Origin of the sequence: Kitasatospora sp. NPDC056651 (genome assembly GCF_042792155.1) — a bacterium.
Lineage (GTDB): Bacteria > Actinomycetota > Actinomycetes > Streptomycetales > Streptomycetaceae > Kitasatospora.
Map to the genome: position 1 here is coordinate 74231 of NZ_JBHTWX010000020.1, position 13437 is coordinate 87667.

Below are 13437 nucleotides of genomic sequence, written 5' to 3' on the forward strand. Positions count from 1 at the left end.
ACGGCCAAATGCGCTGGCCCTTTCATGGGCTGATGGTCCACGAGCCTATGCGTGTCGGCTCGGGGTGGAGCGTGATGCTGGTCGCTGCCTTTACCCGGGTGGCGAGGCCAGCAAGCGCCTGGGCGAACCCCGTGGCTGTCGCATTGCCGCGAGCGGTGACTGTGAGAGTTCGGCGTTCCGAGCGGCGCACGCCCCGAGAGTTCGCGCTGGACGGCTTCGATGGTGCCGATCACCCGCTTGTCGTCGGTGGGGAGGAAGCCGACCAGCGGGATGACCAGCAGGGCGGCGTCGAGATCCTCGTCTCCGTAGGACTGGGTGAAGGTGTTGCGCTGAGGGTCGTAGCCGTCGGTGCAGACGTGTCGTCGTGGATCTCGGTGCGCGCGTTGCGCATACGGGCGAGGACGTGTTCGTGCGAGCTGCCCCTCCGGGTGAGCAGGGCGATCGCACGGTCCAGGAAGACCCACGCCATGACCTTGGAATGGACGAAGTCCCGTCGGGGCCGCGGATCTCCCAGCTGCCCTCGTCCGGCTGCTGCCAGAGCCGGATGACCTCGCCGGCCAGGGCGACCAGCAGGGCGTCCGCGTCGGCGTCGGGCTCCAACCCGGCATACTCGGCGACCAGGAAGGCCTCGGCGATGTGATCGTAGACGTCGAGCTGAAGCTGGTCGGCGGCACCGTTGCCGATCCGGACCGGAAGGGAGCCTGCGTAGCCCAGCAGGTGGCTCAGGACCCGCTCGGTGAGGTCGGTGCCGCCCCTGAGCTGGTAGATGGCGCGGACGCGGCCGGAGCGCTCGACGCTGCGACCGAGCTGATCATCCAGGCCGAAAAGCTGCTCGACACCGTTGACCACCAGGATGAGCCCACCTGGATCCGCTACTTCAACCACGCCTACCTCGCGGACGAGGTGGCTCACTGCCTCCACGACCTCGGTCGCGCCCCGGCCGCGAGGAGCCAACTCGCCGAAGCCCTCAGCGGCGTGGGGGAGGACAGGGTTCGTCGGCGGGCGATCGACGCCGCCTTGCTCGCCGCCACCTGGCTGCGCACCAGGGACCTGGACCAGGCGTGCGCGGCCGGCCGGGCCGCCGTCACCTACGCGGCCAGGACGGGATCAGGCCGGTGCGTCGAGCGGGTGGCCGGAGTCCTGGCCGACCTGCGGGTCCACGCCGACTACGCCCCGGCCCGGGAGCTTCGCGAGTTCGCCCGGGCCGTGCTACCCGAGGCCGACGGCATGGCCGTCACCCTCTCGGGCGGCTCATGATCCGGCGGTAGAAGTCGAGTTCGGCGCGGAGGGCCTGTTCCCGGGCAGCGGGCGCCGACAGGTAGTGGTCGCCGTCGTCCAGCAGCAGGCTGTCGTGCTCACCGCCGAGGGCGGTCAGGCCCTGGGCGAACCGCATGGCATCCCTGGTGGACGTGATCGTGTCGGCGGTGCCGTGGATCACCAGCACGGGGCAGCGGATCCCTTCCGGCGTCACCGCTCCGGCGGGCCCACGGAGTACGGCTGCGTGGGAGCGTTGGAACTCCGGGACGGACAGCTCCCACTGCGCGGGGTCGATGATCGCCGAGGCGGCCGTCGCGCCGGCGAACGGCCCGGGACGGCTCGCCGCCTGGAGCGCCGTGTACCCGCCGGCACTCGCGCCGCTGATGAAGATCGCCCCGGTCAGGACCACCCCGGTCGATCGTAGGTGCTCGGCGACCACGGCGCAGTCCTCGACGTCGTACTCGCCCCAGTGACCGTGGAGCACCTGACGGAACGCGCGCCCCCGGCCGGTGCTGCCGCGGTGGAGGACCTCGGCGACGGCGAACCCGTGGCTGACGAAGAACTGGGTCGTCCAGTCCAGCCGCAGAGGTACGTCGTCCGTCGGACCGGGGTGTACTCGCACTACGAGCGGAACCGATGCTGATGCACCTGGCGGCCGATGCAGCAGGAAGCTCACAGGGCCGTCCGTACCCCGTGTGGTGTCGATCGACGGAGGGACGGGCGTCCAGGGTGGGGCGGACTGGGATCCCTGGCTTATCGGGACGGCCAGGGTGTCGGCTTGTGCCGTGAGATCGAGCGACCACAGGCGCGGAGCAGACGACGGGGTGGAGCCGATCACGGCGAGTCGGTCGCCGTCGACTGCGAGGTACGGCTTCACCGAGGTGAGGTTCGGCCCGAGCCGACATTGACTGCCCGTGGGATCGACGGCTACGAGTTCGGTGGAGAACCCGTCCAGTACGGTCAGCACGACGGCGCCGTCGGGGGCGAACCCGTATGACTGGTAGCCCGCTTCCCAGGGCGCCGGCGCGCAGTCCGCGTCGGTGGGCAGGACCGCCGTCACGGTGTCGTCACGAAGCCGGTAGAGGTTCCACCAGCCCGTTCGGTCGGACATGAAGTACAGCAGTCCGTCCGGCCCCCAGGCCGGCTGGAGCACGGACTCCGAGGAGCTGCCCGCGACGACCCGGCCCGCTCCAGGGCGACCGGAACGGATGTCGGCCAGCAAGAGACGGCAGCTGTCCCACGGCATCTGGTCCCGGCCCCACTCCAGGTACGCCAGGGCATCCCCTGCGAGCCGGGGACAGGAGAGGAACTCGGAGGAACGAACCAGGACCTGAACGTTTCCGGCCGGAGTCACCGCGATGATCTCGTCCGCAACGCCGTTGCCCCGAACCGCGAACACACCGCCGTCCGGGCTCGGAGTGAGGTCGCCGTAGGTTTCGGAGCCACGGACGGGCACGATTCTGTCCGGCGTGCGGCCGGGCGGTTGGCGGAAGAGGGAGCCGCCGTCACCGACGAACCACACCGCGTCCTCCACCACGGCGAAACTGCCACCACCGTAGGCGTGGAGCTCGCTCCCGACCGAGAAGTCGGATGGCGTCACCGCGAAGGCCTTGCCAGATCGCTCCGCGCACATCACGCGCCGGACCCCACCGTGATCGGGGTCGGACTGCAGCCACCACAGCGAGCCTGCCACAGCCTGGAGTTCGTCGTACGCGACGACCTTCCGCGCGACCCACGCGGGTGACAGCCCTGTGTCCTGAGTCCTCATGGAAGGGATCCTGCCGAATCAGGACGGTAAGTGCCACCATTGCAAAGTGACCGGTACACGACGTCCGGATGCCCGGATTCTCAGCGCTGCCGCCCGGGTCCGACTTCAGGCGGCAGCGCTGGGTTGGCTCGGCGCCCGTCGCTACATGGCGGCCGCGATCGGGCTGGCTGTCAGCTCGCTGATGCTCTCGTCCGCCTTGCGGGTGTGGTAGATCAACGGGCGCAAGTCGGTGGGCATTTCGGCGGAGCGCCGGAGCAGGAGGACGGAGCCCATGATGGAGTCGTGCCACAGGACCGGGGCGGCGACGGAGTCCCAGCTGGGCATGCACTCCTGGCGGCCGACTCCGAAGCCGAGGCGGCGGATCTCGTCGAGGGAGGCGTTCAGGGCGCCGGTGCGTAGGGAGCGGGAGACGGAGACGACGTCCTCGGCGGACATGCCGACTTCGGCGGGGTCGATGTCGCCGATGACGTAGTCGGTGCACAGGCGCTTCGCGCCGCCGAAGGGCGAGAGCACGTACAGCAGGGCGAGACCGCCGGTGGCGGCGTGGAGGCGTTCGAGGATCGTGTGGGTCGAGGCAGCGCCGGGGGAGTGGGCCGTGGCCTGGACACCGGCGTGGGCGGTCCCGGCCCCCTCGCACGACCATACGGAGAGGCCAATCACCGTTAGAGGGTGTTCGATAGGGGACGCCCAGCAACCTGTTCCCGCATGCGAACGAGTAGGCGACGGCGGCACTGGAGGCCACCGGGACGGACGCAACCGAGTTGCGAGAGCGCCTGTCGCACCCGCCGGCGCCCAGCCTGATCGCCGAGGCGGCCGGGCTGCCGCAGGCCGAGTTCCTCTGCTCCCGGGATCGCCATCGTGTTCGCTGTGACGCCGCCCTCCGGGCCGGGGAGGACCCGGACGTCAGGCACGCTCGGTCCGGCGCTGATCTGCAGGCCGGCCAGGTCCAGGGCCCGTTTGAGGCGGGGCGGGATCCGCTCGGCGCGCGGTCTCCACGCAGCCGGGACACCGGCCGGATGCGGCTGCCCTGTGCCGCCCGCGGCGGACCGTCGTCCCGGGCGTGTGCGAACTCGTGCGGGAGAGGCGCTTTCGGTGGGGTTCGGTGGCAGCATGGTTCGCGGCAATCAGCCACCAACTCTTCAGGGGGAAAAGATGATTGGGATGCGCGCCGCTGTCCGCCTCGCCGCCGTGGCCGCCGTCGCCGCCGGCAGTCTGGGCCTCACCACCGGGGTGGCGTCGGCTGACGCCACCTACCCCGCCAACGTCCCGGGCTGTGCCGGAGGCATGAACGCCCAGTACTACAACGGGCACGACTGGGTGCAGGGCTACGTCATCTCCACCACGGGCAACTACTGTACGGTCAACCTCCAGCAGTCGAACGGCCGCTGGTCCAGCGCATACAGCAACGTCCGGGGCGAGGAGCACTACACCCTCCAGCTCCAGGACTCCGGGATCACCTCGTACGTCGTCGTGTGCAACACCGACCTCGGCCGGTGCGCCACCAGCGCCTCGTACTGACGGACGCCGCCGTTCGGATCGCCGTCGCCGGCGGCGGGCGGTAGCTGCCCGACAACTCGGCTTGTTCGATGGGTAGTTGTGTCACGTGGCCGGTTCGAGTGAGCCACGAGCGGTTCACGCGGGTGCTCGGCCGGTTCTCCCGGCCGAGCACCCGCTGCGGCGCTGCGACCGCCGGCGGCCCGGCTCTCCGCTGCCGGATGCCGACTGCGCGTCCGTCGACGAACACCTCTCCGCTGTCATCGTCGCCGCCCTCCGTTCCCGTCGCCTGGCCGCTGCCCCGCGCCGGCCCCCGCGCATTGCTGCGGGCCTTCGGCGCCCTGGTAGCGACCGTCGAACCGGTTCTCGGCGTCAAGGAGTTCGAGGCCTGGGCGGGTCCCGGCGCGGCGCCGGTCGCCGGCCGAGGGTCCTATCCCGCCCCAGCCCGGCCGCACGGGGGCCGTCACCGTCGAGGGGGGATCGGCGGATCCACTTGATCGTGCGGGAATTCTCGCACTATCATCGTGCGAAAATAACCGCACGATGCGAAGGTGGTTCCCATGGCACCGGCACGGGTGTACGAACACCCCGAGACCGACGAGATCGCCATCCCGCGCGTGCTGTTCGCACTGAGCGAGCCACTGCGGCTGTCGATGGTGCGCACGCTCGCGGAACGCGGCGAGGTGGACAGCATCGAACTGGGGCCGGACCTCCCACGCTCGACGCTCACCCACCACACCAGCCTCCTGCGCGAGACCGGGGTCGTCTTCGTCCGCGCCGAAGGACGCAAGTGCATGATCCGGCTGCGCCGTGACGACCTGGACAAGCGGTTCCCCGGCCTCATCGACACGGTCCTCGCCGGGTACCAGGAAGCACCTCCCGCGAGGGAGGACGCGTGATCCGCCGCCTCTGGCCACTGGTCGCCGCCGCCGTCGCGCTGGGCGTCGACGCCTACGTCCTCGCCGGAGTGCTGCCCTCGATCGCCGACTCGCTCGCCACCACCGTCGCGGCGGCCGGCCTGGGGGTCACGGCCTTCACGGCGGCGTACGCCCTGGCCGGGCCGCTGCTGTCGGGAACGCTGACCCGGGGGAGCACCGCCGGGGCGCTGCTGATCGCGCTGGGCGTGTTCAACCTCGGCAACCTCCTGACCGCGCTCTCGCCGAGCCTCGAAGTGTTCCTCGCCTCGCGGGTGGTGGCCGGAGCCGGCGCGGGCGTACTCACCGCGGTGGCGACCGCCACCGCCGCCGCGATGGCCTCCGACGCCGAACGGGGCCGCGCCATGGCCGTCGTGACCTTCGGTCTGTCCACCGGGACGGTCGCCGGAGTGCCGATCGGGATGCTCATCGGCGACCGGCTGAACTGGCGGTGGACCATGGGCCTGGTCGTCGCCGTCGGGCTCCTCGGCATGGCCGCGCTGGCGGCCAGGGCACGCACGATCCCGCCGCTGCCCGCCTCACGAGGCCCCGCGTTCGCGGTGCTGCGCTCACCGAAGTCACTCGTCGGGATCGCCGCCGCCTTCCTCCTCGGCGCGGCCAGCCTCGGGCTTTACACCTATCTGCTGCCGATGGCCGAAGCCCGCGGGCTCCGGGACTGGGGCTTCGCGCTGGTGTGGGCCTGGGGCATCGGCGGAGTCGCCGGCTCCGCCCTGGTCGGCAGGGCCCTGGACGCGTTCGGGCCCCGCGTGCTGCTCATCGCCCTGCCAGCCGTGCTCCTGGGCGGCTTCGCCGCTTTCTGGCTCTTCACCGCCCCGGCGGTGTGGCTCGGCGCGGCGGCCCTGTGGGGCGCGGCGGGATGGGCGAGCGTCCCTACACTGCAACAGGCCCTCACCGGGGACCGGCCCGAGGAGGCGATGCCGATCGTCGCGTTCCAGATGGCCGCCATGTACCTCGGCTCCGCCACCGGGGCCGCCGCGGGCAGCAGCCTGCTTGCCCACGGCGCCGACCCGCGCGAACTGCCGGCCTGGGCCCTGCTGCCCACGGCTCTGGCGCTGCTGCTCACCGGATGGCTCAGCATCATCGCGCTGCGCGCCCGGCGCCACGCGACCGGCCTCGCGTGCGAGGCCGTGGCCGCGGGCCCGGCGCAGCCGCCGGAGGGGCCACTCCTCAGCCCGTAGGAGCCCGGGCCCGGTGGCCCTGTGCCTCCGGGCCCGATGCCTTACCTACCCCTCCCCGCCGCGGCCTGCTCCGTCCCGCCCGGCTCCGTCGGCGTCTCGGAGGCGATCGTGCCGTCCAGGCGGATGCCGCGGGTCGAGGCCCACATCACCAGGGCGCTGCCGCACACCACGGCGCAGTCGGCGAGGTTGAAGACCGGCCAGTGCGGCAGCTGGATCCAGTCCACGACGAGTCCCTGCCCCGGGGAGGGGGCCCGGAACAGCCGGTCGACGAGGTTTCCGGCCGCCCCGGCGATGACCAGCCCGAAGGCGACCGCCCAGAAGCGGGTGCGGATCCGGGGCGACACCACGAGCAGGAGGACGATGACCGTCGCCTTCACCGCGGTGAAGAACCATGTGTTCCCCGCGCCGAAGGAGAACGCTCCACCCGAGTTGAAGACCAGCGTGAACTTCAGGAGCCCGCCGAGCGCCTCGGTCGGATCGGACCCCGAGAAGTCCGTCAGCGCCATCTGTTTGGTGAGGAAATCCGAGGCCAGCAGCGCGAGTGCCACGGCTGCCATGGTTCCCAGCCGTCGAGGTGTGTCATGGGGAGAGGAAGCTCCTCGCGCAACCCGTGGGCGCAGTAAGCGAGTCATGGCCGCATTCTAGGTGCCGATGACTCGTGCACGTGTGCTCCCGGGAGCGGGAGCGCATCGTCGGAACGGGTGCGCACCGTCGGAACGGGTGCGCACCCCGGCCGTTGCCGGGCCGCAGCGCCCCGGACGCGCCCCGGACGAGCCCCGGACTCCTTCTCCGGGGCGCCGCGGAGGATCAGAACTGCCAGGCGGCGTCGTCGGCGATCGCCAGGAGGGCGGCCTCGGCCAGGGCGGCGTCCGGGTGGTCGGTCCACTGCTGGAGGGTCACCGTACGGCCGTCGGCGCGCTGGAGGCGGACGTACTGGGAGGTGCTGCCGCTCCGCGGGTCGGTCAGCGTCACGGCCTCGCCGCGCGCGCCGGAGGGGAGGTCGACCAGCCGGCAGTTGTTGCGCGGGGCGGCCTCCTGCGGGCTGGGCACCCCGGGGCGGGCGGTGACGACGGGCAGGGCGATGGCGGCGCAGAACGGCACCTTCGGGGCGTCGGCGGTGCGGTCGGCGCCGCCGACGAAGTCCACCGGGCCGGCCGGGGACTGCCAGGCGACCCGGAAGCTGCGGCCCGGGATGTCGCCGGCGCGCACGGTCGTGGGGCCGGCCGGGAGCAGACCGGCCAGGGTGGCCGCCAGGTGCTCGCTGGTCCAGTCGGTGGCGTGGCCGCTGCCGGGGCCGAAGGAGTCCGGGCGCAGCGGTTCGGCGCTCGCGCCCGCCGAGCCGGCGAGGGCGAGCGGGCCGGTCAGCGGGTCGGCGGCCGCCACCGCGGTGTCCGTGGCGGGCGCGTCGGTGGCGGGCACGGTGGCCACCAGGGCGGCCAGGGCCGCGGTGGCGGCCACCGCGGTGCCGGCGCGGACGGCCAGCCGGGTGCCGTGGACGCGGCGTCCGGCCGCGACCGCCGCGTCCACCGTGCCGGGTCGCAGCGGGGGTTCGGCGCCGAGCCCGGTCGCGAGGAGGGGGCGCAGGTCGTCCTGCGGGTCGAGGGCGTCGTGGTGGGTCACAGCAGTTCCTTCAGGGGAGTGGGGTGGGTGGCGAGTTCGTCGAACGGGTCGGTGTCGCCGAGCAGGGTGCGCAGTCTGGTGAGCGCGCGGGCGGTGTGGCTCTTGACGGTTCCGGCGGTGCAGCCGAGGGCCTTGGCGGTGTCCGCGATGTCCAGGTCGGCCCAGAACCGCAGGACCACCACCGCCCGTTGACGCGCCGGCAGGGCGGCGAGCGCGGTGCGGACCTGGAGGCCGAGCGAGGGGTCGGTGCCCGGGCCGGGCCGGTCGGGCAGCGCGGGTGTCGGGTCCTCCCGTCGCCAGCGGCGCCGGGTGTGGTCGATGCAGGTGCGGGTCAGTACGCGGTGGGTGTAGGCCTCCAGGTTGGCGATCCGGTGCCGTCTTCCCCACGCCGCGTACAGCTTGGTCAAGGCGGTCTGCGTGATGTCCTCGGCGTGGTGCCAGTCGCCGCACATCAGGTACGCGGTCCGCCGCAGGTGCGGCAACCGCTCCTCGGCGAAGCCGCGGAACTCCTCCAGGTCTGCGCTGCGCACAGGGCGTGCCTCCGTTCGTCTCTGCCCACTCCGACGGAGCCCACCCGGTGCCGGGATGTCACGGGTGGCGAAGAAATTTCGCAGGTCGCGCGAGGCGGGACGGTCCGTCGGTTCCGGAGGGCGGGAAGGTCCGCTGGGTTTCTGATCATCGGATGACATCCTCCGCTGCCTTCCGTTCCGTCGATTCCTCGACAGAACCGGTGAGCGGCCCCGGGATCCGTGGTGCCGCCCGATGGAGAGGACACCTGTGCGAGGAACCCGCAGGAACGACGTACCCGGGCAAGGCCCACGGGCGGCCCGGCGGTGGCCGGCCGCCGTGCTGGGCGCGGCACTGGTCGCCTCGTCGGCCGCCCCGGCCGGCTGGGCCGCCGCCGACCCCGCCCCCGCCCCCGCCCCCGACCCCGCCCCCGCCCCCGCTCCGGCGCCCGACACGGCTCTCGCCCCGGCGGCCGACGGACCGGCACCGGGCCGCCCGGTCCAGGTCACCCTGGTCACCGGCGACACGGTTACCGCCCGGATCGGCGGCGACGGCGCCGTGACGCTGCTGGGCGTGCGGCCCGGCCCGGGCCGCGAGGACGTGACCTTCCTCCGGCGCTCCGGCGCGCCCGGCTCACTGAACCTCGTCCCCTCGGACGCGGCCGAACCGCTGGACTCCGGACGGCTGGACCCCCGGCTGTTCGACGTCGCCGGGCTGATCGCCCAGGGCTACGACGACGCGCACACCCCCGACCTGCCGCTGATCCTGGGCTCGGAGCACGCCGGCGTCCCGGGCTTGGTCCCGGGCCTGGCCCCGGCCCTCGCCGCGGCCGCGCCGCCCGCCGGCGCCACCTCCGTCCGGGCGCTGGAGAGCGTGCACGGCGCGGCCCTGCGCACCCCGAAGGCACGGGCGGGCGAGCTGTGGCAGCTCGTCGCGCGCCCGGGCGCCGGCCTCGCCGCGGGCGGCGCGGGCCCGGCGGGCGGCGTGGACAAGGTGTGGCTGGACGGCAAGGTCACCGCGGCGCTCGACCGCTCGACCGCCCAGATCGGCGCCCCGCAGGCCTGGAACTCCGGCTGGACCGGCAAGGGCGTCAAGGTCGCGGTGCTCGACAGCGGCATCGACCGGGGCCACCCCGACGTGGCCGCCTCCCTCGGCGAGACCGCCGACTTCACCGGGCCCGCCGCCGCGCCGGTGAACGCCGACCCGGACGGACACGGCACCCACGTCGCCTCGATCGTCGCCGGCACCGGGGCCGCCTCCGACGGCCGGTTCAAGGGCGTCGCCCCCGACGCCGAGCTACTGGTCGGCAGGGTCCTGGACGACGAGGGCAACGGCCAGGAGTCCTGGGTGCTCCAGGGCATGGAGTGGGCCGCGGCCCGCGCACCGATCGTCAACCTGAGCCTCACCGGCCCCCCGACCGACGGCACCGACCCGATGGCCAGGGCCGTCGACACGCTCTCCGCCCGCTACGGGACCCTGTTCGTCGCCGCCGCCGGCAACAGCGGCCGCCCCGGCACCGTCGGCACCCCCGGATCGGCCGACGCCGCCCTGACGGTGGGCTCCGTCGACCGGGACGGCACCCTCGCCCCGACCTTCAGCCGGGGCCCGCGCGTCGGCGACCAGGCCGTCAAGCCGGACCTCACCGCGCCCGGCGTCGCCATCGTCGCCGCCCGGGCCGCCGGAACCGACGGCCAGGAACCGGTCGGCGACCGGTACACGGCCATCTCCGGCACCTCCATGGCGGCCCCGCACGGGGCCGGGGCCGCCGCCCTGCTCGCCCAGCAGCACCCCTGGTGGAAGGGCCCACAGCTCAAGGCGGCGCTCACCTCCACCGCGGCGCCGGCCGCCGGCCAGAGCGCGTACGAGCAGGGCGCCGGTCGCGTCGACCTCGCCCGGGCCACCGTCCAGCAGGTGTACGCCACCGCCGAGGGCACCGGGATCCGCCTGGAAGGCCCGCCCGGCGGCGAACCGCTCACCCGCACCATCGAGTACCACAACGACGGCCAGGCCCCCGTCACGCTGGACCTGACCGTCGACAGCACCGCGGCGGCGGGCGCGGCACCCGGCGCGTTCACCGTCACCCCCGCCCGCCTGACCGTCCCAGCAGGCGCCGCGGCGTCGGCCACCCTGACCGTCGATCAGGCCCGCGTCCCCTCCGGAGCGTCACTGACCGGACGGGTGCACGCCACCGCGCCCGGCGAGGCCGCCGTCACCACCGCCTACGCGCTCACCCGCGAGGCCGTGCGCCACGACATCACCGTGACAGCCGTCGACCGCAACGGGGCGCCACTCGGGCCGGGCAGCTGGAACACCCGGTCGACGATCAGACTGGTCAACGTGGACACCCACGACACCCACCCGCTGGAGTTCACCGTCGGCACCGCCACCGCCCGCGTGCCCGAGGGCCGCTACAACCTCGGCGGAGAACTGGTCACCCCCGCCGCAGGCACCACACCCCGCACCGCGACCCTCTTCCTACAACCCGAACTGGACCTGCGCGCCGACACCCGGCTCACCGTCGACGCCCGCCAGGGCCGCCAACTGACCGTCACCGTCCCCGGCCGGGCCACCACCGGCTGGTCCCTCGCCGCCGGCTACTGCCACCGCCCCACCGGGAGCACCGATACCAGCGACTGCACGGACTCCCTCGCCTCCCTGACCCGCCCCGGCAACCTGTACGTCATCCCCAGCACCCGGCCCACCACCGGCCGGCTCGACTTCGTCACCCAGAGCATCCAGGAAGGCCCGGCCACCCCAAACGGCCGACTGCCCGACCGCTACGACCTGCTGGTCCACACCACCGGCGGGCTGCCCGACCCGGCCCTGACCGTCGAACCCGGCGAACTCGCCACCCTCAACACCCGCTACTTCGCCCAAGGATCGGGCACCGCAGGCGACTTCAGCAGCTTCGCGTCCGCCGGCGGCCTCGGCCTCTTCAGCATCGGCCAACCCACCTTCGCCCTGCCGGCCACCCGCACCGAGTACTACACCGTCAAGGACCAGCACCGCGAGACGACCTTCGGCCGGAACATCGGCCCCGGCGGCGAGATGCGACCCTCCGCCGCCACCAGCCAGTCCGGCACGGTCCGCTGCCCCGCCGGCGCGACCTGCGCGGAACGCTGGAACGCCGCCGTCATCGGCCCCGGCCTGACCCAAGGCAAGGACCGCGCCACCATGGCCCGCACCAGCGACAACTACCTCACCGTGGCCCCGCAACTGTTCACCGACGCCTCCGCCGGCCACGTCGGCTCCCCATGGCCGCTACGGCTGGACGACACCGTCCGCCTCGAACTGGAACGCGACGGCCAGCACACCGGCGGCAGCGACCGCGAGCAGGCCCGCTTCGCCGTGCCCGCCGGCGACGCCACCTACCGGCTCACCGCCAAGGCCATACGCTCCGAACCCTGGGCGACGCTCTCCGGCACCGTCGAGGCAGCCTGGACCTTCCACTCCGCCCCCGTCACCCCCGGCCCCGACGGCCACACCCGCAGCACCGCGCTGCCGCTCGACGTCATCCGCTTCACCGCCCCCGTCGACCCGGACAACCAGGTGCCGCGCCGCCGGCACACCCTGCTCGCCGCCATCGAACGCCAAAGCGGCGCCCCGGCCTCGGCCACCGCACACCTGAGCGTGCAGGCCTCCTTCGACGACGGCGCCACCTGGCACGACACCCCCCTCACCCCCGCCGACGGCGGCCACCGCGTCACCGTCGACCCGCCGCCGGGCACCGCAGGCTTCGTCTCCCTCAAGGCCACCGCCCGCGCCGCCGACGGCGCCACCGTCGAACAGACCGTGCTGCGCGCCTACCGCCTGGCACCCTGACGGCCCGCCGATGGCCCCCGCGCGAAGGCGCCGTTGCCGGGCTGCGCCGTGCTGTGCCGTCCTTGACCAGCCCCCGCCCGCCGGCGCGGGTGCCTGCGTGCCAGGGGCTGCCCCGGCTGCCTGCGATGCAGCGGTCAGGTGCTGCTCCGGCTGCGCCGAGCGCTCGGGGGTGCCGTGGTCCACCTCAGTTCGGGTACGCCCCCCGCGGCGGGGGCCACGGAGCAGACGACCAGAACATCGCCGGCGAGCGCCATGACAGACGTGTGCCCCTGACAGGTCAGCGCTCGACCGATCAGGCGCTCGCCCTGGACGACGAGTTCGGTGTCCGTCGCAGGCGTGGCCGTGACGTCCTGCAGCGCTCTCTCCATGAGCTGCGGCATGCGCAGACCGGCGCGATCACCCGTCGCTCGCAGGCACTGGGCGATGAACCGGGCGGCAGACGCCTCATGGTGCATGCGTGGTGGTGGTGCGCCCTGCCCGGGAGCGGGTCGGATGGTCTCCACCGAGGCCATCGGAAGGGAAGACCTGGTGTACGCGATCTCGACCATCATCGGAGTTCCGTCGCAGGCTCCCCAGTCGATGTTCCACATCCAGGTTTCGTCAGCCGATGCGAGATCGGCGACCGGCCTTCCGAGGCTCTTGAGGACTTCCCCTGGAAGGGGCTTCCCTCCGTCGCCAGCGTGACTGTTTCCACTCGTGAAGAACACATCCAAACCCATCGAAGTAGGTAGGGAGGGGCGGGGGGGGGGGCCCGCGGGGGGCCCCCCCCCCCCCCCCCCCGCCGGAAACCCCGGCCCCCCCCCGAAGCCGGGGACGCCCGGGGGGGGGCGCGGGCGCACCCGGCGGGGGGGGGGCA

At 73.4% G+C, this 13437-nt stretch carries 11 protein-coding genes and 1 pseudogene; 5 read left to right on the forward strand and 7 right to left on the reverse strand.

Annotated features, from left to right (window positions below; all coding sequences use genetic code 11):
• Positions 1 to 194: 194 nt before the first annotated feature.
• Positions 195 to 747, reverse strand: a pseudogene (locus ACFRAR_RS11260) (glycoside hydrolase family 15 protein); the annotation flags it as partial.
• Between ACFRAR_RS11260 and ACFRAR_RS11265 the strand changes: the two are divergent.
• The gene (locus ACFRAR_RS11265) at positions 637 to 1257 is read left to right on the forward strand and encodes a hypothetical protein (RefSeq protein WP_380697261.1); all 621 of its coding nucleotides are present in this window, start codon (positions 637 to 639) and stop codon (positions 1255 to 1257) included. The pseudogene ACFRAR_RS11260 and the gene ACFRAR_RS11265 sit on opposite strands and share 111 nt — an antisense overlap.
• Here ACFRAR_RS11265 and ACFRAR_RS11270 read toward each other — a convergent pair.
• The gene (locus ACFRAR_RS11270) at positions 1235 to 2857 is read right to left on the reverse strand and encodes a prolyl oligopeptidase family serine peptidase (RefSeq protein WP_380697241.1); all 1623 of its coding nucleotides are present in this window, start codon (positions 2855 to 2857) and stop codon (positions 1235 to 1237) included. The genes ACFRAR_RS11265 and ACFRAR_RS11270 overlap by 23 nt on opposite strands.
• A gap of 309 nt (positions 2858 to 3166) precedes the next feature.
• Entirely contained in the window at positions 3167 to 3685 is a 519-nt protein-coding gene (locus ACFRAR_RS11275) for a hypothetical protein (RefSeq protein ID WP_380697243.1), read from the reverse strand.
• A gap of 501 nt (positions 3686 to 4186) precedes the next feature.
• Between ACFRAR_RS11275 and ACFRAR_RS11280 the strand changes: the two genes are divergently transcribed.
• The 3 genes from ACFRAR_RS11280 (at position 4187) to ACFRAR_RS11290 (ending at position 6632) form a co-directional block, all read left to right on the forward strand.
• Positions 4187 to 4543, forward strand: a complete 357-nt coding sequence (locus ACFRAR_RS11280) for a hypothetical protein (RefSeq protein WP_380697245.1) — start codon at positions 4187 to 4189, stop codon at positions 4541 to 4543.
• A 536-nt stretch (positions 4544 to 5079) separates the two neighbouring features.
• The gene (locus ACFRAR_RS11285; protein WP_380697247.1) at positions 5080 to 5418 is read left to right on the forward strand and encodes an ArsR/SmtB family transcription factor; all 339 of its coding nucleotides are present in this window, start codon (positions 5080 to 5082) and stop codon (positions 5416 to 5418) included.
• Positions 5415 to 6632 carry an MFS transporter gene (locus tag ACFRAR_RS11290; protein WP_380697249.1) on the forward strand — a complete coding sequence of 406 codons (1218 nt, stop codon included), beginning with the start codon at positions 5415 to 5417 and terminating at the stop codon, positions 6630 to 6632. The genes ACFRAR_RS11285 and ACFRAR_RS11290 overlap by 4 nt, the downstream gene beginning before the upstream one ends.
• A gap of 41 nt (positions 6633 to 6673) precedes the next feature.
• Here the strand turns inward: ACFRAR_RS11290 and lspA are convergent, their stop codons facing one another.
• From lspA to ACFRAR_RS11305, 3 genes are all read right to left on the reverse strand, one after another.
• Positions 6674 to 7180 carry a signal peptidase II gene (gene lspA, locus ACFRAR_RS11295; RefSeq protein WP_380697251.1) on the reverse strand — a complete coding sequence of 169 codons (507 nt, stop codon included), beginning with the start codon at positions 7178 to 7180 and terminating at the stop codon, positions 6674 to 6676.
• 259 nt (positions 7181 to 7439) lie between these two features.
• Positions 7440 to 8252: a hypothetical protein gene (locus ACFRAR_RS11300; protein WP_380697253.1), complete on the reverse strand. Its 813-nt coding sequence runs from the start codon at positions 8250 to 8252 to the stop codon at positions 7440 to 7442.
• Positions 8249 to 8782, reverse strand: a complete 534-nt coding sequence (locus tag ACFRAR_RS11305; protein ID WP_380697255.1) for a SigE family RNA polymerase sigma factor — start codon at positions 8780 to 8782, stop codon at positions 8249 to 8251. The genes ACFRAR_RS11300 and ACFRAR_RS11305 overlap by 4 nt, the downstream gene beginning before the upstream one ends.
• A 316-nt stretch (positions 8783 to 9098) precedes the next feature.
• Between ACFRAR_RS11305 and ACFRAR_RS11310 the strand changes: the two genes are divergently transcribed.
• The gene (locus tag ACFRAR_RS11310; RefSeq protein WP_380697257.1) at positions 9099 to 12581 is read left to right on the forward strand and encodes a S8 family serine peptidase; all 3483 of its coding nucleotides are present in this window, start codon (positions 9099 to 9101) and stop codon (positions 12579 to 12581) included.
• Positions 12582 to 12715: 134 nt separating this feature from the next.
• On the opposite strand, the gene ACFRAR_RS11315 is transcribed toward ACFRAR_RS11310, so the two are convergent.
• Positions 12716 to 13132, reverse strand: coding sequence for a hypothetical protein (locus ACFRAR_RS11315; protein ID WP_380697259.1), 417 nt, complete (start codon positions 13130 to 13132; stop codon positions 12716 to 12718).
• Positions 13133 to 13437 lie beyond the last annotated feature (305 nt).